This is a genomic window from Chryseobacterium proteolyticum, assembly GCF_046591535.1.
Classification (GTDB): Bacteria; Bacteroidota; Bacteroidia; order Flavobacteriales; family Weeksellaceae; genus Chryseobacterium; species Chryseobacterium proteolyticum.
In genome coordinates this window covers 789,244-810,738 of the sequence record NZ_JBJLWK010000003.1, presented here as the reverse complement: position 1 = coordinate 810,738, position 21,495 = coordinate 789,244, and the positions used below count along the sequence as shown (strand labels likewise).

Genomic DNA, 21,495 nt, shown 5'->3' with positions numbered 1-21,495 from the left:
AACAAAAACCTGCTATTTCTTGTAGCAGGTTTTATTTTATCTTGATCTATTCTCCTCGTCAGTTTTCTGTATTTCCTTTCCCTGATATTTTGAGCTTCCGAAATTGTAACTTACCGCAACCAGAAATCTCCGGCTGTCCCACCAATGGGTAAATTGGTTATCTATGATTTGCTTATGCCTGAATACCAGACGTTGATCATATGAGTCAAACATATTATTATAACTGATCTTTGTATTCAGCTTATTGTCAAACCATGTTTTTTGTATTGAAAGATCGACCGTATACATGGGCTTAATGATATACAGGCTATTTCCCGTTTTAGATTCATAGTTTGTAAAAAGATTTACAGTGTAGCCCTTAGGTAGTGAAAATACCTGATTAAATCTCAGCTCATAATTGTAAATTGAAAAAGCAAACACCTCATTAAAATAAGGCCGGAATTCGTAATTATAATATCCTGTAATCTGCGTATTGATATTCCACCACTTTGTAATTTTTATAGGAAAGCTCATTTCCAGAATAGCAAAATTCCGATAAGGTAAGTTCGTCCCTAAATATTCTAAAACATTTGTTTTGGGATCATATCTCGGATATCGGACCATAACATCCGTTTCTTTTCCTATCGTTAAATCTGTCACCCAATTTTTATAACGATAAGTTGCCTTGATCTGACTGGTAAATGAAGGTTGCAAATAAGGATTTCCAATCCAATAGTTCAATGGGCTGAAGTAAAACCTAAAAGGATTGAGCTGTGAAAAAATCGGTCGTGTAATTTTCCTGCTGTATGAAACAGAAATCTCATTAGATTTGTTAAAGGCGTAATTTATTCCAAAGGATGGCAACCACTCAACATAATTTCTTGCTACCACAGAATCGGAACTGATTGCATCGGAAATACTTTTTGTGTTTTCAAATCTTATTCCCCCATTGATTTGAAGTTTGTTAAGTTTCCGGCTGAAAGCTACATATCCTGCAAATACCTCTTCCTTGTATGAAAACATATTACTACGCGTAGGATCCGGAACAAACTGATTATTTAACGCCAATGTATCATACCTGATGTTGTTGCTGGTTTCTGTATTGCCATATTTTATTCCGGCTTCAAAATTAGTATTTTTCACTTTTTGACGAACATCAAGTTGAGCAGTATAAATTTTTATCCTATTTGATAAATCGGATTTCCAATATGATAATAACGCATAATCAGGTCGCTTCTTATTAATAAAATCATCTTTTTGCTTGTTGTTAACCAGTAGATAATTTCCTAAGAAATTCACTTCAAAGTTTTTGCCCCTCCATGAATAATCTGTCGATATTCCATAATTCTCCTGACCGTATTCTGTGGGATTATTGCTTTCAGTATTAAAAATTAACTGCGTTTCATCTTCATTGGTAGTATACAATGATCCTGTTCGTGTCCTGTTATTATTTCTAAAATTCCCTCTCAGTGTAAACCGTAGTCGATTCTTACTATTTATCCGGTAATCAATGCCAGTAAGAACAGAGGTTACCTTCCCCGCATCTTTTTGATAGGTTTCAGTTCTCATAACATTTGTGTTAGCAAGTCGTTGCAGCGCATTGTAACGATAAGTTGAAACTCCCTCATTATAACCCACCTGCATTTGATATGCTATCTTTTCAGTGTTATAAGATAACGTCAAAGAGTTTTCCCGGTAATTGAACTTATTAACTGAAATATTTCCATTATAATTTCCTTTCCAGCCCAGATTCGCATTTCTTTTAAGTCTGATATCAATGATACCTTTGAACTCAGCATCATACTTAGATGACGGATTGGTATTTATTTCAATAGATTCAACCATTTCAGGAGATAAGGACCGCAGATAAGCTCGAGTTTCCTGAATACTCATCACTACAGGCTTTCCATCAATGAAAATTGCAGGAGCTATTCTTCCACCGATAAATATCCCGTCTTCCTGATCCACCGTCACTCCGGGTGTTTTCCTCAGTACATCCAGCATGTGAGTTGCCGTTTTAAAATCCTTATTCCCGGCTATATTCATTACCGTATTTCCATCATTCAATTTTATATTACGGGATGGTGATTGTAAGACTATTTCTTCAATAGTTTTTCCGGATGGGACCATTTCAATGACAGAAATTTCCCTGAATGTATCCAACCGTTTTGTTTCATATCCTCTTTTTTCTACTATTACATAAAGTCCTTCCGGGAAACCTTTAAAACTAAAACGGCCTAGAGAATCTGTCGCTTTTTTCTCAATAAGTTGGGAAGTGAGTCCATTGAAAAATGAAAGATTAACGTCCGAAAGGTTAGCCTTTGTCTCAGAATCCACAATTTTCCCTTGAATATTCTTTTGGGCTTTAGCAAAATATGACAGAAACAATACCATGATCAGCGTCCACAATCTTAGGTTCATAAATTTTATATTTTATGAAACCAAAAGTAGGATTCGGAAATACAAAGGAGGTTTTAAAGTTTAAATTCCGAAGTACGAAATTATAAATTTGAACTCTGAAGTTCGCTTACAGATGGCGTTTGCGAATGTCTGTATAAAAGAGGTGTAGTATTTTTTATTTTCTTGAATGTCGAAAAGAATGTCGATTTAGAATTAAATCCTACTTCGTATCCGATTTCTTCAATTTTTAGAAATGAACCGTTTTCAATGATCACACAGGCTTCGTGAATCCTGTACTCATTAATGTAAGTTGAAAAACTTTTTCCCAGATTATCATTAAGCAACTGAGAAAGCTGGTGAGAGGATATCCCCATTTTTATTGCCAGATCATTTAATTTCAAATTAGGATTTTTGTGCAGTTCTTCGACTTCCATTAATTTCTCGAGTTTTGAAACAAAGCTGTCTACCTGCTCGTTCGATATTTTCTTATTAGAATACCTACCAGGCTCCTTTATTTCGGTAGTATGGTACTTTTTATTAAACAAAATGAGAAAATTCGCATACAGAACAAATGAAAACACTAAACTCCCACCTGCACAATAGATCTGAACCCAGCCTGTAGAAATAAGCTGATATGTTAAGAATATAATCAGATTACTAATAAGAACCGGTAGTATGAATTTATCCGGCTTTTGTGATTGTTTTATAGTCCTGTTATAATACTCATACACCGACATGAATACAAATATTGTCCATACTGAATAAATAAAAGTACCGAAATAACTATCCCACGTTACCGGAAAAAAAAAGGTATAAAAGACCTACAGTACCCAAAATTAATGTCAAGATACCAAATGACTTTCTGCAATTTTTAAGGATAAACTGTTCTTTTAAAAAAGATGATCGGATATAATAATATATCGCAGGTCCGGTAAAAAACAATGCAGACAATCCAAGATGAGGAATAATCCTGGGTAAGTCCGGATAAAAATAGATGCATACAGATATGCCGACTCTTATGCTTAAAGTTAATAAAATCAGGCCTAGAAAGAAATCAGGAAGGTACTTCAGCTTTTTAACAAACAAAAGGTAAAAACCAAGCAAAAGCCCGTTAAAAGCTCCTACAGCACTAAAGAAGAATAACAATTGTTGCCCGAAAGTCATTGTATATTAGTTTTTTACACCAAGTAAAAATAAGAAATTTCAACATCCGATTTTTAAAATCCCATCATTTTTTTATTATAATTCTTCCTCCTACACCCTACAAAGAATATGATAAGAAACAAAAAATCCCAAAGCTCACTTTGGGATTTTTTTATTGTTGAAGCAGATATTATCTGTTTACCATATCGATATAGTCTCTTTGCTGAGCTCCTTGATATACCTGTCTTGGTCTTCCGATAGGATCTCCTTTTAATCTCATTTCTTTCCACTGAGAAATCCATCCCGGAAGTCTTCCTAATGCAAACATTACAGTGAACATTTCTGTAGGAATTCCTAACGCTCTGTAAATAATTCCTGAATAGAAATCTACGTTTGGATATAATTTTCTTTCAATGAAGTATTCATCCTCAAGAGCTACTCTTTCTAATTGCATTGCAATATCCAGAGCTTTATCCTGGATTCCTAATGCACTAAGAATATCATCAGCAGCTTTCTTAATGATTTTAGCTCTTGGGTCGAAGTTTTTGTAAACTCTGTGTCCGAATCCCATCAAACGGAAGTTATCGTTCTTATCTTTTGCTTTTGCAACATATTTAGAAACATCTCCTCCATCTTTTTCAATTAATTCAAGCATTTCAATTACTGCCTGGTTAGCGCCACCGTGAAGAGGCCCCCAAAGTGCAGATACCCCAGCAGAGATAGAAGCAAAAAGACCTGTATGAGCAGAACCTACCATTCTTACAGTAGATGTAGAACAGTTTTGCTCGTGGTCAGCGTGAAGAATTAATAACTTATCCAATGCACCTACAACTACCGGATCGATTTCGAAATCAGCATTTGGTAATCTGAAAGCCATTTTATAGAAATTCTCAACATAGTTAAGATTGTTATCTCCATGGTTTAATGGTAAACCTTGAGTTTTTCTGTAAGTCCATGCACAAAGATGAGAGAATTTAGCAATCATCAATTCAGCAGCATGGTCCATTTCTTCTTTAGAATTTACGTTAACAGCTTTTGGATTAAAAGCGGTTAATGCAGAAGTCAGGGAAGATAATACTCCCATAGGGTGAGCAGAACGAGGAAAAACATCAATGATCTTTTTCATTTCGTCTGCGATGAAGTTATATTTTTTGATATTGTTTTCGAAAGAACTGTACTGATCCTGAGTAGGTAATTCACCGTGTAATAAAAGATACATTACTTCCGTAAAGTTAGATTTTTCAGCAATCTGTTCGATTGGATAACCTCTGTAGAATAATTCTCCTTTATCTCCGTCCAAGTAAGTAATATCACTAATGGTAGCTCCGGTGTTTTTATACCCTAAATCCAGGGTAATAAGACCCGTCTGGTCTCTTAGTTTTGAAATATCTATCCCTCTGTCTCCGATAGTACTATCCACGATAGGATATTCATATGAATTACCGTCGTAATTCAATATAACTTTGTTGTCTGACATTATTTATTTATTTTTTTTTAAATTTACTAAAATTCCATAAAAAAACAGCAAACAAATTATCGTTCGCCGTTATTTATATTTTCAATTATCTTTTAATTTTGAATGCTTCCAATCCTGGGAAAATAGCTGTTTCTCCAAGAGCTTCTTCTATTCTCAATAACTGGTTGTATTTAGCCATTCTGTCTGATCTTGAAGCTGATCCGGTTTTGATCTGCCCGCAGTTCATAGCTACTGCTAAATCAGCAATAGTAGAATCTTCTGTTTCTCCTGATCTGTGAGACATTACTGAAGTAAATTTGTTGTGCTGAGCCATTTGTACAGCAGCCATCGTTTCAGATAGAGAACCTATCTGGTTTACTTTTACAAGGATTGAATTGGCAATACCTTCTTTAACACCTCTTGCAAGTCTCTCAACATTGGTTACGAATAAGTCATCACCTACAAGCTGAACTCTGTCTCCGATTTTATCCGTTAACATTTTCCAACCTTCCCAGTCATTTTCCTGCATACCATCCTCGATAGAGATAATAGGGTATTTAGCTGCTAATTCAGCAAGATAAGAAACCTGCTCACTGCTTGTGAACTGAGCAGCGTCAGCCGTCTGGAATTTTCTGTAATCGTAAATTCCATCTTTATAGAATTCTGATGCAGCACAGTCCAGCGCCAGCATAATATCATCCCCAGGTTTGTAACCTGCTTTCTCAATAGCCTGAAGTAATGTATCCAAAGCATCTTCCGTTCCTGTAAACGTTGGAGCAAAACCTCCTTCGTCACCCACCGCTGTAGATAAACCTCTTGAATGAAGAATAGATTTTAAGCTGTGGAAAATTTCAGTCCCTTTTCTCAATGCATGGGAAAATGAATCTGCTTTTACAGGCATGATCATAAATTCCTGGAAAGCAATTGGCGCATCTGAGTGTGATCCTCCATTGATTACGTTCATCATAGGTACAGGAAGTGTATTTGCATTTACTCCTCCTACATATTTATATAATGGCATTCTTAACTCTGTTGCTGCTGCTTTTGCTGCTGCTAATGAAACTCCAAGAATAGCATTTGCTCCAAGATTTCCTTTATTCTTAGTTCCATCAAGGTCGATCATGATCTGATCTAAAAGGTTTTGGTCATAAACCGGAAGCCCTACTAATTCAGGAGCAATAACTTCTCTTACATTCTCAACGGCTTTAAGGACACCTTTCCCCAAATATTCTGAACCTCCGTCACGTAATTCAACGGCTTCATGCTCTCCCGTAGAAGCTCCTGAAGGTACCGCAGCACGCCCCATTGCACCATTCTCCGTGAATACATCAACTTCTATTGTAGGATTCCCTCTTGAATCCAAAATTTGTCTCGCTTCAATGTAAGAAATGTAACTCATAATTTTTCTGTTTATACTATCTGCAAAATGCTTCCAGTTGTTTATTATTAATTAATATACTTGAGTTACAAATTTAATGAAAAAAACAGTGGTATGAAAAAACTGGACTTTAATATTTGGTAATAAAAACATAAAATTCTCCAAAATTTTCAGGGTAATTTGGAGAATTTAAAAATGCATGACATAGCAACTGATTTTTGTTGCTTATTTCACGGTGTCAAATCATATTTTTTTTCGTTCTTCCGGCGTTAATGTTCTTAAAGTTTTAGCTTTTTCTTCTTCAGCCTGGGCTTTTGCTTTATTGGCTTCCTCTTTTGCCGTTTCTGAAATTTTGCCCTGAAGTTCAGTGATATTATTAACAATATTATTAAAACTAGTCCAATAGAGCTCTCCTTTGCATTGCTCTTCAAAATTAATACAATGTTCTTCCAATCTGTATAATGCATCTCTAAGCATATTAACCGGAGCAGTCCTTTCACCAAGCCTGGAAAGGCTTTCTGTAATTTTAGTCATTTGTTCAGCAGAAACACTATCCCCCGACTTCAGCTTACCCATGAGCGTACTTGTTATATCTGTGGTTCTGGCAATGGCAGCATCTGGTTGCACCTCCGATAATATTTTGTTGATTTTCCCATCTGGTTTGATGCTTACTATGGCTCCTCTTCGCATGGCATCATACGACATCTGATAGTTTGAGGTTGTACTTTTCAGTTCTTCCAATGTTGCCTTATGCAGGTTACTGCAAGAAGTGAACAAAAGAACTGTTCCCAATGTTAAAAATATATTTTTCATCACATTACATTATAAATTGAGTTATCAGTTGGGTCATATTTGGCTTTGCCTTTTCCAAGTACATGTGCTAATGCACTGAAAGTTTCGTAATCTAAATCCTCCATGATTTCTTCAGATCCTGCATCTTTAAACTTTAAGATGATCTTTCCGCTTCTGGATTTAATGTTCCAATCTAATAGGTAGTTTGTGATAATTTTAGTCATGATTATAGTTTTTAGGTTATTTGTTAGGTGAAGGAGCTAAAAGTCCTGCCAGGGCTCCAATCGCTCCTGATGAAATAGCAGTAAAAATGGTAATTAACTGCTCGTTTAAAGTAATTTCCTTGTGCAAGGATAATATAATCAATCCTGTTATGATACCAATAATCGCAAGCCCAAACATCAGGACGATAATTCTATATATCCAGGTATCGGTTTCTTTGGGATTTTTTACTTCAATACTATTGACAGCCTGAATAGGATTATCCCTAAATTCCTGCTGTAGTTTATTGTTGTTGCTTAGTGTCTGTTTGAAATCTTCAAAACTGTTGTTAATTGTAGTTTTCATGATGGTGAATTTTACTCTATCAAATTTCTCACTAAAAGAGATTAAAGTCAATTACACAAAAGGGTGATTATGCAATTAGTCTGATGGTTATATCACTATTGTAAAAATCAAAGCAGTTCCATCTTCTTTGGAAACAATTTCAAATTCTCCATTTAGTTCCTTCATCCTGCGTTTCATATTTCGAAGACCATTCCCTTCATTTTTTCCTTCAATCATCCCTATTCCATCATCCGAAATCTCCATACTAAATTCACGATCCATTTGTGAAAACGAAATTGATATTTTATTTGCCTTGCTATGTTTATAGGCATTATTCAATGATTCTTTTAAGCACAAAAACATATTTCTTCTAATTTCAGCGGAAACCGGCATATTGTGAATGATCCCCCGATCTGTCACAATAAAATTGATGGATGTTTTTTTCAGGAAGCTTTCAGTATACATTTTTGAGTAACTTGTAAAGCTTCCAATCGTATCGTTTCCTGTATTCAAATTCCAAAGCATTTCCCTCATCGAAATATTCATTTCTTCAGATGTTTTTAGCAGCTCGTCAATATCATTTGTTAGATCACTATTTTCTGCTTTTTGTTTTAAAAATTCTGCCTGAAGCTTAAGAGCTGAAATTCCTGCTCCCAGATCATCGTGCATATCATGTGAGATCCGTTCCCGCTCCTGCTCAATCAGTTTTTGTTTTTCGAGCTCTTTTTGTAACAATTGATTTTGGTATTCTGCTTCTTTAAGTTGTTTTTCTTTTACAAACAAAAGCTGCTTCCTATTGTACATTAATACTACAAAGATGATAAATACCACAAAGAACAGCATAACAACTGTAATGATTGCATAGGTTAATTTTAATTCATTAAGAGAAGTCATTATGTTTTTTTGTGTATTTGGATAAAGAAATTAAAAAAAGGAAATAAAAAATGATATTAACAATAAAAAAAAAATGACTGTGACGCAATTAATACTTTATCATCAATTTTATCAAAAACGTACCGCGGTATAATTCTTAAAATAAAAAATACTCCCCAAAATAATAGCCCACAGGAAATCCAGAACTTTGGATCCTGCATGATGCTCCTGGTATTTGGACGTTTTAATTTTCCATAGAACCAAATTAGACTATAAAGTATGTATACTAACGAAAAAGCAATACCTATTGTCTGATTGACTTCTTTATAATTTTTTAAAATGAAACCAAGATAGATAATGAGAAAAAGAAAGAAAATTACATTATTGATTTTAACCAGGACGATATCCTGTCCCCGATTAAAATAAATGAGGAAAAATAATGTACAAAATAGAATATAAGCATTGTATAAGAAACCAAAGTTCGCGGTGGTCTTAAAATATATCTGGACAATGTACATTAAAAATTCAAGAATAAAAGTCAATCCGAGGTAGAGACACAAAAATTCCTGTTGCTTCTTTCCATTCCTTATACTTAGGATCAACGAAAAAGAAGCAACAAGAAAAAGAATAATCAAATATGCTAATTGGAAATCAGAGTACATTATGGTTGCATATTACCTATATCATAGAATCCTTGATCTTCCTTTTGAAATGCTAATGATAATCTGCTTTGTTTTTTATTATCATTTAAAACTCTTGATACTGCAACATTTTGACTGTTAATATCACAATTTTTATGTATTGCAATTAACCTCACATTCACCTCTTTAAAGTTTCCGGACAAATCATTTCTAAAGGTTTCAAACATAACATTAGAAAAAGATATATATTCTGTAATTGCATTGTACGTAGAGTTTTCTCTAATAGCCTTTCCTACTCCTCCCAAAAACTCTTTTCTCATTTCAGCATAAATTTCATTTGGCAGTTCTATTGTTTTAGCCATTCCGGCACTATCTACTAAATAAGCATCATAAGTGATAAAATCAAAAACATTCAGATCTTCATGATCACACACAACAATTATATAGTATAAATTATGCTTATGACTTCCCGGTTGAATAGTAGGGAATCTCATCAAAGAGGTTTTATCCACAAAAATAAAGTGTATATATTTATATTTTATGGGAAGGTTTTTGAAAGATCCGGTTTCAATTTTAAAGTCTTCAAGAGTTTCCTTCAGTATTCTATTTGCTCCCTCGTTCATACATCCGGTTTGTTCTGCTGAAAGTTTCAAGTTCACAAGTGGACTCAGTGTAGAATAATCATTGATTACCTCGCAATCTAATTGTAAAATATCTCTTATTAAGTCCAATTTTTTTTTCAGCACAATCTGTGCTTTCATTCTCTAAGTTTCTCATGGTTTTTTAGTTTTTAAAGTGGTTAAATTTATTGATAGCTTCTACTTTATTGCTTACATGCAATTTTCGATAGATATTTCCAACATGCTTTTTTACCGTATCCATGCTTATGCATTTTTGATCTGCAATTTCTTTATACAACAAGCCTTGTGAAAGTAGTTCAAGAATTTCTTTTTCCCGATGCGTCAATTCATCAAATTCTTTTACATCGGTTGTCTTTTTTTCAAAATGATTTAGTACTCTTCGTGCTATTGAAAAGCTCATCGGTGCACCTCCATTGTATACATCACGAATAGAGGCGAGAATTTTGTCCATGCTTTCTCCTTTGATGAGATATCCCATTGCTCCTGCTTTTAGAGAATTAAAGAGCTTTTCATCATCTTCGAAGCTTGTACACATGATAAACTGTGTATCGGGCATATCTTTCCGTACTTTTTCAATGATTTCAATTCCAAGCATATCCTGAAGCTGGATATCCATCATCACAACGTCCGGAGAAATAAGAGGTAAATTATGCAGTGCATCGTTGCCGTCAAAGAACTGGGCAATGACTTTCATATCAGCCTGATAATTGATGACCTTCTTCAACGCATTGTTGTAGTTTTTTTCATCTTCTACTATGGCTATTGAAATACTCATGTCCTTTACTTATTTGAGACAAATATCTACAGAAAACAAAGCAGAATCAATTACACTTTTGTGTAATCTTTAAATTTGAGTTGGTTTATTTAGTTTTTCTTCTTTTAAAGTTAATCAATTTCTTTCAGTTAACGACTGATATCACATTACTTAATTTAAAAAATTTTTTTTGATTATTTAATCAATACATCTAGAACTGGTGTACTTACACTGTTAATTTCTGATATATTTTTATCATTAATCTGCTCAAAAACCTGAATAGTGTTTTCTCCTTTTTTCAACCATACACCAGGAACATATAATGTAAGCTGGGGACCTACCTTGCTCCAGTATCTCCCTACATTTTTTCCATTCACAAACACAATTCCTTTTCCGAAATTTCTCATATCAAGAAAAGTATCTCCTTTTTCTTTGAGTTGAAATTTTGCTTCTTTTATTACAGGGCTCCTTTCAGGAATATCTTTCGACTTATTTTTTAGTTCAGGTATCTTATCAAAAGGAAGCGAATACATTTTCCATAGACCTTTAACAGGATCTCCATTGATTTCAACAGGACTTATAATTCCCTTAAGGTTATGTACAATTTCAGCTCCGTAATTGATCCGTCCCATATTTTCAACAAGGATATCCAAAGTCTCCCCGGCTTTGATTGAGATATCAAGATCATATTTTTTATAGTATCTGTTCAATTCACCTTTCCAAATCTTATCAATATAAATATTTGCATAATCCCTCAACCCTTTTATTTCAAGTTTCCCTTTATGATCTTTATCAAATTTTATCCGGTAAAGAACATAGCCGTTACCTTGATTCAGTTCTTCAAATGTATAGGGTCTTTCTGCTGATACAAATTTCTGTCCCTCTATTAAATCAAAAATAGAAAGAGTTTTAGAAAATTTTGCATGTGAGAATGTAATAACCTTTTCCCGGGCAGGCACTTCAGGAAGCTTTTTTGGATTCAGTTTTTGAAATATAGTACGTAGTGCTGTATATTTTGGAGTTTCCCATCCTGCTTCGCTTATCGGAGCGTCATAATCATAGCTTGTAATATCCGGTTGAATGTCGTGGTTCTTATCATAATTAGCACCACTGGTAAATCCGAAATTGGTTCCTCCATGAATCATATAATAATTAAATGACACTCCATTCTTGATGTATAACTCAGTTTGTTTTACTACATCTTCTACAGGAACTTTCACAAAAGGTTCGGCCCAGTGGTCAAGCCATCCCGGATAATATTCAGCTACCATATACGGTCCTTTATTTCCGTTATATGCATTCACTTTCTCTTTAAGGGTCTCAATATTATCTTCCCCGTTGGCCGTCGGTAATGCACCTTCTATCGCTCCGCCCTCAAAAAGGGAGCTTCCGTCCGAGGTAAAGAATGGGACAGAAATGCCCGATTTAATCAACATATTTTTAATTTCATGGCTGTATCTTCGATGCTGCTCCAATGGTATGTCTTTTCTTTGGGCAACATAGGAGCCAAACTCATTTTCTGCCTGAACCATTATAACAGGTCCGCCATTATTGATCTGCAAAGGAATGATCTTCTTTGCCAGTTGATTAATATATTTTTCGCACTCTTTCAAAAAGGGCTGGTTATAGGTCCTTATTTCTAAATTTTTATCCTTTTGCAACCACCATGGATATCCTCCAAATTCCCACTCTGCACACACGTAAGGTCCAGGACGTATAATCACATACAATCCAACTTCCTGTGCTGTTTTTATAAATTTTTTCAGATCTTTTTCTCCAGAGAAATTCCACTTTCCAGGAGCTTCTTCATGATAATTCCAAAATACATAGGTAGTAACCGTGTTTAGCCCCATTGCTTTCATCATCTGAAGACGGTGTTTCCAGTACTCTGATGGCACTCTAGGATAATGAAGTTCACCCGAATGGATAATAAACTCTTTTTCATTCAAAAAAAAATGACCGTCTTTAATTTCAAATTGATTTCTTTTTATTTGAGAAAACACTGAATTAAAGGACATAATCAGAATGATCAGAAGAAAATATTTATAGTGAGATTTCATAGGGCAAGGCATGATTTTTGTAAAAATAAAGAATAAAATTAAAGACTTCATATTAAACTTTATCAATCATGAAAAAAACGATCATTTTACTCAACACTATATTTCTTTTAGCAGTAGTAGGCTGTAAAAAATCAACCGATGGCAATAAAAACATCATTAAAACTGATAGTTCAGTATCAGCAGTATCTGATCAAAATGGAAAGATAGATTCAGCTTCGGCAAGTTCATCCATTATAGACGTAAACGGTAAAAGAATTGAAAAAACAGATTTTGTATATAAGGCAACCGATGGATCCTTGGTAAAAGTAGTTTTCAAAAATGATCCAAAAGAGAGTACTGTCGCAATAACCAGTAACAAAAAGACGTTTACCCTTCCTAAAGAAGAAACTAAAGATGGGGAAACAGTCTATAAAAAAGACGACATGACTGCAAGGGTAAAAGGAGATAGCCTGCACCTTGAGCAAGGAAACAATGTGATCGAATTAGTAAGAACCAAAATATAAAAATAAAAAAACCGTTCAGAGTCCTGAACGGTTTTTATTTATATCTGAATGAATATTATTCTTCAGTCTTTTCCTCTGTAGAATCAGCTGCTTCAGCCTTAGGCTCTTCAACTTTTTCTTCTACTACAGGAGCATCAGCAACTACAGTTTCTGCTTTTTTAGCAGTTGTAGATCTTCTGCTTCTTCTTGTAGCTTTTTTCTCTTCAGCATTAGGATTGTAAAGCTCATTGAAGTCTACTAACTCGATAAGAGCCATATCAGCAGCATCACCTTGTCTGAAACCAGTCTTGATGATTCTTGTATAACCGCCATTTCTTTCAGCGATTTTAGGTGCTACAGTTCTGAATAATTCAGTAACAGCTTCTTTATTTTGAAGATATGAAAATACAGTTCTTCTATTATGTGTAGTATCTTCTTTTGCTTTTGTTAATAGGGGCTCAACATATACTCTTAAAGCTTTAGCTTTAGCAACAGTAGTGTTGATTCTTTTATGCTCAATTAGAGAACAAGCCATATTAGAAAGTAACGCACTTCTGTGAGAAGCTGTCCTTCCTAAGTGATTGAATTTTTTACCGTGTCTCATTATTAATTATTTATCAGCGTCTAACTTATATTTTGCAACGTCGAAACCGAAGTTAAGACCTTTTGAATGCACTAATTCTTCTAGTTCTGTCAAAGATTTTTTACCAAAATTTCTGAATTTCATCAAATCAGACTTACTGTAAGAAACTAATTCTCCTAACGTTTCAACTTCTGCAGCCTTCAAGCAGTTCAGAGCTCTTACTGAAAGATCCATATCTGCTAGTTTAGATTTAAGAAGTTGTCTTGTGTGAAGAGTTTCTTCGTCATATTGGATAGATGCTTTTACAGCTTCTGTTTCAAGCGTGATTCTCTCATCAGAGAACAACATGAAGTGATAAATTAATATCTTAGAAGCTTCTGTCAAAGCATTTTGAGGACTGATGGAACCATCAGTTTCTATATCTAATACAAGTTTTTCGTAGTCTGTTTTTTGCTCTACACGATAATTTTCAATACTGTACTGCACTTTCTTAATTGGAGTGAAAATAGAGTCAATAGCAATAGTACCTACAGGTGCATTGTTTGACTTATTTTGTTCAGAAGGAACATACCCTCTACCCTTTTCTATATTGAAAGTAATTTCGAAAGTTACATCACTGTTCAGGTTGCAAATCACCAACTCAGGATTCAAGATCTCAAATCCGTTGATTGATTTACCTAAATCTCCAGCAGTAATAATCGTTTGACCAGAAACCTTAGCAACAACCTGCTCGTTGGACTGGTTTTCCGCTATAGATTTTAATCTTACCTGCTTAAGGTTAAGAATAATTTCGGTAACATCTTCGATTACTCCTGGAATAGTTGAAAATTCGTGCTCTACACCTTCTATTTTGATAGATGAAATAGCATATCCTTCTAGAGAAGAAAGCAACACTCTTCTCAAAGCATTACCTATTGTAAGCCCGAAACCTGGTTCTAAAGGTCTGAATTCAAATTGACCTTTAAATTCATCAGAGTTAAGTAAAATTACTTTATCGGGTTTTATGAATTGTAAAATTGCCATATTATTGGGTTGAGCAAAAATTTGATTAAAAAATTATTTAGAGTAAAGTTCGACGATAAGCTGTTCCTTGATCTCCTCCGGAATCTGGATTCTTTCAGGCGCAGATACGAAAGTACCTTCTTTCTTCTCATCGTTGAATTGTAACCACTCATAGTTTGCTTTATAAGCTAATGCATCAGTAACTACTTCAAGAGACTTAGACTTTTCTCTTACTGCAATTACATCACCAGCTTTAAGCAAATAAGATGGAATATTTACCAGTTCTCCATTCACAGTGATGTGTCTGTGAGAAACCAATTGTCTAGCACCAGCTCTGGTTTTAGCAAAACCTAATCTGTATACTACGTTATCCAATCTAGATTCGCAAAGTTGTAATAGAACTTCACCTGTTACACCTTTACTTCTGTGTGCTTTATCGAATAAGTTTGCAAACTGTCTTTCTAAAATACCATAAGTATATTTAGCTTTTTGTTTTTCAGCTAACTGAACTGCATATTCTGATTTCTTAGCACCTCTTCTTTTGTTAGGACCGTGTTGTCCTGGCGGTTGGTTTTTTCTTTTCTCGAAGTTTTTATCATCTCCGTAGATTGCAGCACCAAACTTTCTAGCAATCTTAGTTTTAGGTCCAATATATCTTGCCATAATGGGTAAATTCTAAAAATTAAACTCTTCTTCTTTTTGGTGGTCTACATCCATTGTGCGGCATTGGAGTCACATCAATGATTTCGCTAACTTCAATTCCTGAATTGTGAATAGTTCTGATTGCAGATTCTCTACCTGCCCCAGGACCTTTCACAAACACCTTTACTCTTCTTAATCCAGCTTCATGAGCAACATTAGAGCAATTTTCTGCTGCCATTTGAGCAGCAAATGGAGTATTCTTTTTAGAACCTCTGAATCCCATTTTACCGGCAGATGCCCAAGAGATAACTTCTCCGCTTTTATTTGTTAAAGAAATGATGATGTTATTGAAAGAAGCCTGAATATGCGCTTCACCAATAGCTTCAACTTTTACTTTTCTTTTCTTAACTACTTTAGTTTGTTTTGCCATAATTCCTAACGATTATTTACTAGCTTTTTTCTTGTTAGCAACAGTTTTTCTCTTTCCTTTACGGGTTCTAGAGTTGTTTTTCGTTCTCTGGCCTCTTAAAGGTAGTCCTAGTCTGTGACGTATTCCTCGTTGGCATCCTATGTCCATCAATCTCTTGATGTTCAATTGCACTTCAGAACGTAATTCTCCTTCTACTTTAATGTTTTCAGAGATATAAGTTCTAATTGCAGCCAATTCATCGTCATTCCATTCGTTGACTTTCTTGTCTTCGCTGATACCGGCAGCTTTAAGGATTTCAGAAGAAGTACTTCTTCCCACCCCATAAATATAAGTTAAACCGATAACGCCTCTTTTGTTTTTTGGTAAATCAATACCTGCAATTCTCGCCATAATTTAATATTAGCCTTGTCTTTGTTTAAATTTTGGGTTCTTCTTGTTGATCACAAAAAGTACACCTTTTCTGCGTACAATTTTGCAATCAGCGCTTCTTTTCTTAATTGATGCTCTAACTTTCATTTGATAGTATTTATTTTTTAACAATAGCCAAATGGAAACCCGAAGACTCCATTTGGCGTTTGTTTAATATCTAAAAGTAATTCTCCCTTTTGTCAAATCATAGGGAGACATTTCTAGTTTTACCTTATCTCCAGGTAAAAGTTTAATATAATGCATTCTCATTTTACCAGAAATATGAGCTATAAGTATATGCCCATTTTCTAGCTCTACACGGAACTGAGCGTTCGAAAGTGCTTCCGTTATTACGCCGTCTTGTTCAATATGTTTTTGTTTCGCCATAAATTAATATCCAGTCGTTCTTGATAATTTAGACTGCATTAAGCCATCATAATGATGGTTCAGCAGATATGTATTAATCTGTTGAACAGTATCTAAAATAACTCCAACCATAATCAATAGTGACGTTCCCCCGAAAAATAGGGCGAACGCATCTGTCTGAACTAAGCTTCCGTGTACAATTGCCGGAAGGATTGCAAAGATAGATAAAAATATTGCACCTGGCAAGGTAATTTTAGATAAAATATCATCTAAATAATCAGCCGTCTCTTTTCCTGGTCTTACTTTCGGTACCAAACCTCCGTTTCTCTTTAAATCATCGGCCATTTGGTTCACCGGAATTGTAATTGCAGTATAGAAAAATGAAAAGATTATAATCAGTAATGCAAACAATACATTGTACTGCCAGCTAAAAACATTCTTGAAACCTGCAAGAAAAGTATTGGATTCATCAAATTTAGTTAATAAACCTGGAACAAACATCAATGCCTGAGCAAAGATAATTGGCATAACTCCGGCAGCGTTAACTTTCAATGGGATCCACTGTCTTGCTCCCTGCATAAGATTTTTATTTACACCTCCTCTTGCTTGTGCTCTGCTTACATATTGAATTGGAATCTTTCTCACAGCAACAGATAACACTACTGCTAAAAGAACAACCAACATCCAGAATATCACCTCAATAAGGATCATAATAGATCCCATCCCTCCTTTTCCGTTCTGCACGGCCATTTCCTGAACAAATGCTTCTGGAAGTCTAGATAAGATACCTACCATAATAAGGATAGAAATACCATTTCCTATTCCTTTATCAGTAATTTTCTCACCTAGCCACATTGCAAATACTGAACCGGCAACCAAAATAACAATACTTGGTAACCAGAACATGATAGAATTTGGCTCTACATAGTATGCAGACTGGAACTGAGCATATGGTAAAAATAATTGAGTAATAGAAGTTAAATAAGAAGGTGCTTGTACTAAACACACACCGATTGTTAACCATCTTGTAATTTGATTCAATGTATTTCTACCTGACTCTCCATCTTTCTGAAGTTTCTGAAGATAAGGAATAGCCATCCCCATCAACTGAACAATAATAGAAGCTGAAATATAAGGCATTATACCAAGTGCCATAACAGAGGCGTGGCTGAAAGCCCCCCCTGTAAACGACGAAAGCAAGCCAAGGAGACCTGCTCCTTGCTTGTTACCGCCTTGACTTTTATAATGCTCTAAGAGATCTCCTACTTGTGCAAGGTTAATTGCAGGTAGAGAGATATAAGATGCGAATCTATACACAAGGATAATACCTAACGTAAAAAGAATTTTATCTCTTAATTCCTTTAGGCTCCAAATATTTTTGAGGGTTTGTATAAATTCTTTCATTAGTTACTATTATAATGTAATTGCTTTTCCACCTGCCTTAGCAATAAGCTCTTCAGCAGATTTAGTGAATTTGTCAGCAGAGATTGAAACCGCAGATTTCAATTCTCCTCTACCCATAATTTTCACTATTTCGTTTTTAGTAGCTAAACCGTTTGCTACCAAAACCTCTTTAGTAATATCTCCAGTGATAGATTTATTTTCTATTAAAGTTTGGATAGAGTCCAGGTTAATAGCTCTATATTCTTTTCTGTTTACATTTTTGAAACCAAATTTCGGTAATCTTCTCTGTAAAGGCATCTGTCCACCTTCGAAACCGATCTTCTGAGAATAACCAGCTCTAGATTTCTGACCTTTGTGTCCTTTTGTAGAAGTACCTCCTTTTCCACTACCTTGTCCTCTACCAATTCTTTTTGAATTAAAAGTAGAACCTGCAGCAGGTTTTATGTTGTTTAAATTCATTTTAATTTCTTTTTAAAATTATTTTTGAACTTCAAGTAAATGACTAACTGCAGCTATCATTCCTAAAATAGAAGGCGTAGCTTCGTGCTCTACAACTTGGTGAAGTTTCTTAAATCCTAATGCTTCAAGCGTTCTCTTTTGGGTTTTCGTTCTTCCAATAGCGCTTCTTACTTGCTTTACTTTAATTGTTGCCATTGTTTTTATATTAACCGTTAAACACTTTAGTTAAAGAAACTCCTCTCATTCTTGCAATTTCCTCAGGTCTTCTGATGTCTAACAATGCTTTGAAAGTAGCTTTCACCACGTTGTGAGGGTTAGAAGATCCTTTAGATTTTGAAAGGATATCGTGAATACCAGCAGATTCCAATACCGCTCTTACCGCACCACCGGCGATAAGTCCTGTACCGTGAGAAGCAGGTCTTAAGAAGATATCTGCACCACCGTATCTAGCAGTAGTTTGGTGAGGAATAGTGTGGTTCATTACAGGAACTTTCACAAGGTTTTTCTTAGCATCTTCAACTGCTTTAGCAATTGCAGAAGCAACTTCCTTAGATTTTCCTAAACCGTAACCAATAATTCCATCTTCATTTCCAACAACTACAATAGCAGAAAAGCCGAAAGCTCTACCCCCTTTAGTTACTTTTGTTACTCTGTTTACAGCTACGAGACGATCTTTTAATTCTAATCCTCCCGGTTTTACTCTTTCTATATTATCTAGTCCTAACATATTTTCCGAAATTTAATGATTAGAATTTAAGTCCACCTTCTCTCGCACCATCAGCTAGAGCTTTCACTCTTCCATGGTATACGAAACCGTTTCTATCAAACACAATATTTTCAATTCCTGCAGCGATAGCTTTAGCAGCGATAGCTTTACCAACAGCAGCAGAAACTTCAATTTTAGTTCCATTAGCGTCTACTCCTTTCTCTCTTGAAGAAGCAGCTACTAAAGTTTTACCATCTTTATCGTCGATTAACTGAGCGTAAATTTCCTTATTACTCTTATATACCGATAATCTTGGCAATTCAGAAGATCCAGAGATTTTTCCTCTTACTCTTCTTTTGATTCTTATTCTTTTTTCTAATTTACTTAATGCCATTTTCTTATAATTTATTAAGCAGATTTACCAGCTTTACGTCTAACATTTTCACCTACGAATCTTACACCTTTTCCTTTGTATGGTTCAGGTTTTCTGAATGAACGGATCTTCGCAGCCACCATTCCAAGAAGTTGCTTGTCGAAAGACGTTAAAGTAATAATTGGGTTTTTACCTTTTTCAGTCAATGTATCAATTTTAACTTCGCTAGGAAGCTCTAATGTAATACCGTGAGAGAATCCTAAAGCCAACTCAAGTTTTTGACCTGAGTGAGATGCTCTATATCCTACCCCTACAAGTTCTAGTTTCTTTTCGAAACCTGCAGATACACCAACAATCATGTTGTTGATTAACGCTCTGTATAAACCGTGAAGCGCTCTGTGTTGTTTAGAATCAGATGGTCTGTTTACATTCAGTTCTCCATCTTTTTGTTCTAAAGTAATTCCTTCTGTAAGTTCCTGAGTAAGTTCTCCTTTAGGACCTTTTACAGTTACTACACTGTTATTTTCAGTGATGGTAACTCCAGCAGGAATTGTTATAATTGCTTTACCAATTCTTGACATTTTCCTTTGATTAAAAATTAATAAACATAGCAGATTACTTCACCGCCTACTTTCTCTTCTCTAGCTTTCTTATCTGTCATTACTCCTCTTGAAGTAGAGATAATAGCTACACCCAAACCGTTCAATACTCTTGGAAGTTCAGCAGAACCTTTGTACTGTCTCAAACCTGGTCTTGAAGCTCTCTGGATAGATTTAATAGCTGGTTTGTTAGTTTGCTTGTCATACTTTAAAGCGATTTTGATAGTCCCTTGAACAGCGTTATCTTCAAACTTGAAGTTTAAGATATACCCTTGATCAAATAAGATTTTCGTAATCTCCTTTTTGATTTTCGATGCAGGAATTTCCACCACTTTGTGGCCTGCGCTTTGTGCGTTCCTTACTCTGGTTAGGAAATCTGAAATTGGATCTGTTACCATTTTTCTATTTTAAATTATTGGTTGAAGAACAATCAGTATTGAAAGGACTTGAAGAGTAAAATATCAGACTTCAGAAATCTTAGGTCTGATATTTTTTTCTTTAGTATCCAGACAACTTAATTGTCCCGATTATTGATTAATGATTACCAACTAGCCTTTTTAACTCCTGGGATAAGACCGTTGTTTGCCATTTCTCTGAAAGTTACTCTGGAAATTCCGAACGTTCTCATGTATCCTCTTGGTCTACCTGTTAGTTTACATCTGTTGTGTAATCTTACAGGAGAAGCATTTTTAGGTAATTTCTGAAGTGCTTCATAATCACCAGCTTCTTTTAAAGCTTTTCTTTTGTCAGCGTATTTAGCAACTAGTGCTTCTCTTTTGCGCTCACGCGCTTTCATTGATTCTTTAGCCATTTCTTAGTTCTTTTTAAATGGTAAACCGAAGTGAGTTAATAATGCTTTCGCTTCTTTATCTGTTTTCGCAGTTGTAACGAAAGTGATGTCCATCCCTTGGATTTTTTTCACTTTGTCGATTACGATCTCAGGGAAGATAATTTGCTCAGTAATACCTAAGTTATAATTACCTCTACCATCGAAACCATCAGCTTTGATACCAGAAAAATCTCTAATACGTGGTAAAGCAGAAGAAGTAAGTCTGTCTAAGAACTCATACATTTTATTCGCTCTTAAAGTAACTTTAGCTCCTACAGGCATTCCTTTTCTCAATTTGAAAGCAGCTTCGTCTTTCTTAGAGATAGTACCTACGGCCTTTTGACCAGTAATGTTTGTAAGTTCTTCTACAGCATAATCAATGATCTTTTTGTCTGCAGTAGCATCACCTAATCCTTGAGATAAGATGATTTTTTCCAATTTAGGCACCTGCATTACAGATTTGTACCCAAATTCTTCCATCATTGCAGGAACAATTGTTTCTTTATATGCTTTCTTGGGTCTTGCTATATATTCCATGTGTTATTTAAA

General features: G+C 34.9%; 29 protein-coding genes. 1 reads left to right on the top strand and 28 read right to left on the bottom strand.

Annotation, left to right across the window (positions count from 1 at the left end; translation table 11 throughout):
- Positions 1-36 precede the first annotated feature (36 nt).
- The 12 genes from ACJ5H0_RS14795 to ACJ5H0_RS14740 form a co-directional block, all read right to left on the bottom strand.
- Positions 37-2,400: an outer membrane beta-barrel protein gene (locus ACJ5H0_RS14795; RefSeq protein WP_411250047.1), complete on the bottom strand. Its 2,364-nt coding sequence runs from the start codon at positions 2,398-2,400 to the stop codon at positions 37-39.
- Positions 2,401-2,480: 80 nt separating this feature from the next.
- Positions 2,481-3,116 (bottom strand): helix-turn-helix domain-containing protein, encoded by a 636-nt coding sequence (locus ACJ5H0_RS14790; protein ID WP_411250046.1) that lies wholly within the window; start codon positions 3,114-3,116, stop codon positions 2,481-2,483.
- A gap of 46 nt (positions 3,117-3,162) precedes the next feature.
- Entirely contained in the window at positions 3,163-3,543 is a 381-nt protein-coding gene (locus ACJ5H0_RS14785; protein ID WP_411250045.1) for a hypothetical protein, read from the bottom strand.
- Positions 3,544-3,712: 169 nt separating this feature from the next.
- Entirely contained in the window at positions 3,713-4,999 is a 1,287-nt protein-coding gene (locus ACJ5H0_RS14780; protein WP_172284486.1) for a citrate synthase, read from the bottom strand.
- 85 nt (positions 5,000-5,084) lie between these two features.
- On the bottom strand, positions 5,085-6,377 hold the full coding sequence (gene eno, locus ACJ5H0_RS14775; RefSeq protein WP_172284488.1) for a phosphopyruvate hydratase: 1,293 nt from the start codon (positions 6,375-6,377) through the stop codon (positions 5,085-5,087).
- 222 nt (positions 6,378-6,599) lie between these two features.
- The gene (locus tag ACJ5H0_RS14770; protein ID WP_411250044.1) at positions 6,600-7,169 is read right to left on the bottom strand and encodes a hypothetical protein; all 570 of its coding nucleotides are present in this window, start codon (positions 7,167-7,169) and stop codon (positions 6,600-6,602) included.
- Positions 7,169-7,372 carry a hypothetical protein gene (locus tag ACJ5H0_RS14765; RefSeq protein WP_172284491.1) on the bottom strand — a complete coding sequence of 68 codons (204 nt, stop codon included), beginning with the start codon at positions 7,370-7,372 and terminating at the stop codon, positions 7,169-7,171. The genes ACJ5H0_RS14770 and ACJ5H0_RS14765 overlap by 1 nt, the downstream gene beginning before the upstream one ends.
- Before the next feature lie 16 nt (positions 7,373-7,388).
- Positions 7,389-7,715 carry a hypothetical protein gene (locus tag ACJ5H0_RS14760; protein WP_273650552.1) on the bottom strand — a complete coding sequence of 109 codons (327 nt, stop codon included), beginning with the start codon at positions 7,713-7,715 and terminating at the stop codon, positions 7,389-7,391.
- 87 nt (positions 7,716-7,802) lie between these two features.
- Positions 7,803-8,588 (bottom strand): sensor histidine kinase, encoded by a 786-nt coding sequence (locus ACJ5H0_RS14755; protein ID WP_411250043.1) that lies wholly within the window; start codon positions 8,586-8,588, stop codon positions 7,803-7,805.
- Between the two features lie 640 nt (positions 8,589-9,228).
- Positions 9,229-9,969: a hypothetical protein gene (locus ACJ5H0_RS14750; RefSeq protein ID WP_411250042.1), complete on the bottom strand. Its 741-nt coding sequence runs from the start codon at positions 9,967-9,969 to the stop codon at positions 9,229-9,231.
- A 22-nt stretch (positions 9,970-9,991) separates the two neighbouring features.
- Positions 9,992-10,624: a response regulator gene (locus ACJ5H0_RS14745; protein ID WP_411250041.1), complete on the bottom strand. Its 633-nt coding sequence runs from the start codon at positions 10,622-10,624 to the stop codon at positions 9,992-9,994.
- A 173-nt stretch (positions 10,625-10,797) separates the two neighbouring features.
- A complete protein-coding gene (locus tag ACJ5H0_RS14740; RefSeq protein ID WP_411250040.1) occupies positions 10,798-12,663 on the bottom strand; it encodes a glycoside hydrolase family 35 protein in 1,866 nt (621 codons plus the stop codon).
- A 68-nt stretch (positions 12,664-12,731) separates the two neighbouring features.
- Here ACJ5H0_RS14740 and ACJ5H0_RS14735 point away from each other — a divergent pair, with 68 nt between their 5' ends.
- Complete coding sequence (locus ACJ5H0_RS14735) at positions 12,732-13,166, top strand: hypothetical protein (RefSeq protein WP_273650547.1); 435 nt, start codon at positions 12,732-12,734, stop codon at positions 13,164-13,166.
- Positions 13,167-13,221: 55 nt separating this feature from the next.
- Here ACJ5H0_RS14735 and rplQ read toward each other — a convergent pair whose 3' ends face one another.
- The 16 genes from rplQ to rplE all read right to left on the bottom strand — a co-directional run bounded on the left by rplQ (position 13,222) and on the right by rplE (position 21,483).
- Positions 13,222-13,749: a 50S ribosomal protein L17 gene (gene rplQ, locus ACJ5H0_RS14730; RefSeq protein ID WP_172284505.1), complete on the bottom strand. Its 528-nt coding sequence runs from the start codon at positions 13,747-13,749 to the stop codon at positions 13,222-13,224.
- Positions 13,750-13,755: 6 nt separating this feature from the next.
- Positions 13,756-14,751 carry a DNA-directed RNA polymerase subunit alpha gene (locus tag ACJ5H0_RS14725; protein WP_172284507.1) on the bottom strand — a complete coding sequence of 332 codons (996 nt, stop codon included), beginning with the start codon at positions 14,749-14,751 and terminating at the stop codon, positions 13,756-13,758.
- Positions 14,752-14,784: 33 nt separating this feature from the next.
- The gene (gene rpsD / locus ACJ5H0_RS14720) at positions 14,785-15,393 is read right to left on the bottom strand and encodes a 30S ribosomal protein S4 (protein ID WP_172284517.1); all 609 of its coding nucleotides are present in this window, start codon (positions 15,391-15,393) and stop codon (positions 14,785-14,787) included.
- A 19-nt stretch (positions 15,394-15,412) separates the two neighbouring features.
- Positions 15,413-15,802 carry a 30S ribosomal protein S11 gene (rpsK, locus tag ACJ5H0_RS14715; RefSeq protein WP_089028777.1) on the bottom strand — a complete coding sequence of 130 codons (390 nt, stop codon included), beginning with the start codon at positions 15,800-15,802 and terminating at the stop codon, positions 15,413-15,415.
- A gap of 12 nt (positions 15,803-15,814) precedes the next feature.
- Positions 15,815-16,192, bottom strand: coding sequence for a 30S ribosomal protein S13 (gene rpsM / locus ACJ5H0_RS14710; RefSeq protein WP_040993540.1), 378 nt, complete (start codon positions 16,190-16,192; stop codon positions 15,815-15,817).
- A gap of 9 nt (positions 16,193-16,201) precedes the next feature.
- Positions 16,202-16,318, bottom strand: a complete 117-nt coding sequence (gene rpmJ / locus ACJ5H0_RS14705; RefSeq protein WP_007839480.1) for a 50S ribosomal protein L36 — start codon at positions 16,316-16,318, stop codon at positions 16,202-16,204.
- Positions 16,319-16,381: 63 nt separating this feature from the next.
- Entirely contained in the window at positions 16,382-16,597 is a 216-nt protein-coding gene (gene infA, locus ACJ5H0_RS14700) for a translation initiation factor IF-1 (RefSeq protein WP_034684855.1), read from the bottom strand.
- 3 nt (positions 16,598-16,600) lie between these two features.
- Positions 16,601-17,980, bottom strand: a complete 1,380-nt coding sequence (gene secY, locus ACJ5H0_RS14695; protein ID WP_172284519.1) for a preprotein translocase subunit SecY — start codon at positions 17,978-17,980, stop codon at positions 16,601-16,603.
- Between the two features lie 9 nt (positions 17,981-17,989).
- Entirely contained in the window at positions 17,990-18,439 is a 450-nt protein-coding gene (gene rplO / locus ACJ5H0_RS14690; protein ID WP_172284521.1) for a 50S ribosomal protein L15, read from the bottom strand.
- Positions 18,440-18,457: 18 nt separating this feature from the next.
- Positions 18,458-18,634, bottom strand: a complete 177-nt coding sequence (gene rpmD / locus ACJ5H0_RS14685) for a 50S ribosomal protein L30 (protein WP_007839493.1) — start codon at positions 18,632-18,634, stop codon at positions 18,458-18,460.
- A 10-nt stretch (positions 18,635-18,644) separates the two neighbouring features.
- Positions 18,645-19,166 carry a 30S ribosomal protein S5 gene (gene rpsE, locus ACJ5H0_RS14680; RefSeq protein ID WP_172284523.1) on the bottom strand — a complete coding sequence of 174 codons (522 nt, stop codon included), beginning with the start codon at positions 19,164-19,166 and terminating at the stop codon, positions 18,645-18,647.
- A 19-nt stretch (positions 19,167-19,185) separates the two neighbouring features.
- On the bottom strand, positions 19,186-19,539 hold the full coding sequence (gene rplR, locus ACJ5H0_RS14675; protein ID WP_172284525.1) for a 50S ribosomal protein L18: 354 nt from the start codon (positions 19,537-19,539) through the stop codon (positions 19,186-19,188).
- A 14-nt stretch (positions 19,540-19,553) separates the two neighbouring features.
- Positions 19,554-20,099, bottom strand: coding sequence for a 50S ribosomal protein L6 (gene rplF, locus ACJ5H0_RS14670; RefSeq protein WP_172284527.1), 546 nt, complete (start codon positions 20,097-20,099; stop codon positions 19,554-19,556).
- Between the two features lie 17 nt (positions 20,100-20,116).
- Complete coding sequence (gene rpsH, locus ACJ5H0_RS14665) at positions 20,117-20,515, bottom strand: 30S ribosomal protein S8 (protein WP_172284529.1); 399 nt, start codon at positions 20,513-20,515, stop codon at positions 20,117-20,119.
- A 143-nt stretch (positions 20,516-20,658) separates the two neighbouring features.
- The gene (rpsN, locus tag ACJ5H0_RS14660; protein ID WP_007839501.1) at positions 20,659-20,928 is read right to left on the bottom strand and encodes a 30S ribosomal protein S14; all 270 of its coding nucleotides are present in this window, start codon (positions 20,926-20,928) and stop codon (positions 20,659-20,661) included.
- Positions 20,929-20,931: 3 nt separating this feature from the next.
- Positions 20,932-21,483, bottom strand: coding sequence for a 50S ribosomal protein L5 (rplE, locus tag ACJ5H0_RS14655; RefSeq protein ID WP_039364081.1), 552 nt, complete (start codon positions 21,481-21,483; stop codon positions 20,932-20,934).
- Between the last annotated feature and the right edge of the window lie 12 nt (positions 21,484-21,495).

Excerpts from the sequence above, each read along its gene's own strand:
- ACJ5H0_RS14725 (WP_172284507.1), bottom strand. The coding sequence starts at position 14,751 with ATGGCAATTTTACAATTCATAAAACCCGATAAAGTAATTTTACTTAAC.
- ACJ5H0_RS14755 (WP_411250043.1), bottom strand. The coding sequence starts at position 8,588 with ATGACTTCTCTTAATGAATTAAAATTAACCTATGCAATCATTACAGTT.
- rpsK (WP_089028777.1), bottom strand. The coding sequence starts at position 15,802 with ATGGCAAAACAAACTAAAGTAGTTAAGAAAAGAAAAGTAAAAGTTGAA.
- ACJ5H0_RS14745 (WP_411250041.1), bottom strand. The coding sequence starts at position 10,624 with ATGAGTATTTCAATAGCCATAGTAGAAGATGAAAAAAACTACAACAAT.
- rplO (WP_172284521.1), bottom strand. The coding sequence starts at position 18,439 with ATGAATTTAAACAACATAAAACCTGCTGCAGGTTCTACTTTTAATTCA.
- ACJ5H0_RS14735 (WP_273650547.1), top strand. The coding sequence starts at position 12,732 with ATGAAAAAAACGATCATTTTACTCAACACTATATTTCTTTTAGCAGTA.
- ACJ5H0_RS14785 (WP_411250045.1), bottom strand. The coding sequence starts at position 3,543 with ATGACTTTCGGGCAACAATTGTTATTCTTCTTTAGTGCTGTAGGAGCT.
- ACJ5H0_RS14765 (WP_172284491.1), bottom strand. The coding sequence starts at position 7,372 with ATGACTAAAATTATCACAAACTACCTATTAGATTGGAACATTAAATCC.
- secY (WP_172284519.1), bottom strand. The coding sequence starts at position 17,980 with ATGAAAGAATTTATACAAACCCTCAAAAATATTTGGAGCCTAAAGGAA.
- eno (WP_172284488.1), bottom strand. The coding sequence starts at position 6,377 with ATGAGTTACATTTCTTACATTGAAGCGAGACAAATTTTGGATTCAAGA.
- ACJ5H0_RS14795 (WP_411250047.1), bottom strand. The coding sequence starts at position 2,400 with ATGAACCTAAGATTGTGGACGCTGATCATGGTATTGTTTCTGTCATAT.
- rplF (WP_172284527.1), bottom strand. The coding sequence starts at position 20,099 with ATGTCAAGAATTGGTAAAGCAATTATAACAATTCCTGCTGGAGTTACC.
- rpsD (WP_172284517.1), bottom strand. The coding sequence starts at position 15,393 with ATGGCAAGATATATTGGACCTAAAACTAAGATTGCTAGAAAGTTTGGT.
- ACJ5H0_RS14780 (WP_172284486.1), bottom strand. The coding sequence starts at position 4,999 with ATGTCAGACAACAAAGTTATATTGAATTACGACGGTAATTCATATGAA.
- ACJ5H0_RS14740 (WP_411250040.1), bottom strand. The coding sequence starts at position 12,663 with ATGAAATCTCACTATAAATATTTTCTTCTGATCATTCTGATTATGTCC.
- rpsM (WP_040993540.1), bottom strand. The coding sequence starts at position 16,192 with ATGGCGAGAATTGCAGGTATTGATTTACCAAAAAACAAAAGAGGCGTT.
- rplE (WP_039364081.1), bottom strand. The coding sequence starts at position 21,483 with ATGGAATATATAGCAAGACCCAAGAAAGCATATAAAGAAACAATTGTT.
- rpsN (WP_007839501.1), bottom strand. The coding sequence starts at position 20,928 with ATGGCTAAAGAATCAATGAAAGCGCGTGAGCGCAAAAGAGAAGCACTA.
- rpmJ (WP_007839480.1), bottom strand. The coding sequence starts at position 16,318 with ATGAAAGTTAGAGCATCAATTAAGAAAAGAAGCGCTGATTGCAAAATT.
- infA (WP_034684855.1), bottom strand. The coding sequence starts at position 16,597 with ATGGCGAAACAAAAACATATTGAACAAGACGGCGTAATAACGGAAGCA.
- ACJ5H0_RS14750 (WP_411250042.1), bottom strand. The coding sequence starts at position 9,969 with ATGAAAGCACAGATTGTGCTGAAAAAAAAATTGGACTTAATAAGAGAT.
- ACJ5H0_RS14760 (WP_273650552.1), bottom strand. The coding sequence starts at position 7,715 with ATGAAAACTACAATTAACAACAGTTTTGAAGATTTCAAACAGACACTA.
- rpmD (WP_007839493.1), bottom strand. The coding sequence starts at position 18,634 with ATGGCAACAATTAAAGTAAAGCAAGTAAGAAGCGCTATTGGAAGAACG.
- ACJ5H0_RS14790 (WP_411250046.1), bottom strand. The coding sequence starts at position 3,116 with ATGTCGGTGTATGAGTATTATAACAGGACTATAAAACAATCACAAAAG.
- rplR (WP_172284525.1), bottom strand. The coding sequence starts at position 19,539 with ATGGCATTAAGTAAATTAGAAAAAAGAATAAGAATCAAAAGAAGAGTA.
- rpsH (WP_172284529.1), bottom strand. The coding sequence starts at position 20,515 with ATGGTAACAGATCCAATTTCAGATTTCCTAACCAGAGTAAGGAACGCA.
- rplQ (WP_172284505.1), bottom strand. The coding sequence starts at position 13,749 with ATGAGACACGGTAAAAAATTCAATCACTTAGGAAGGACAGCTTCTCAC.
- rpsE (WP_172284523.1), bottom strand. The coding sequence starts at position 19,166 with ATGTTAGGACTAGATAATATAGAAAGAGTAAAACCGGGAGGATTAGAA.
- ACJ5H0_RS14770 (WP_411250044.1), bottom strand. The coding sequence starts at position 7,169 with ATGAAAAATATATTTTTAACATTGGGAACAGTTCTTTTGTTCACTTCT.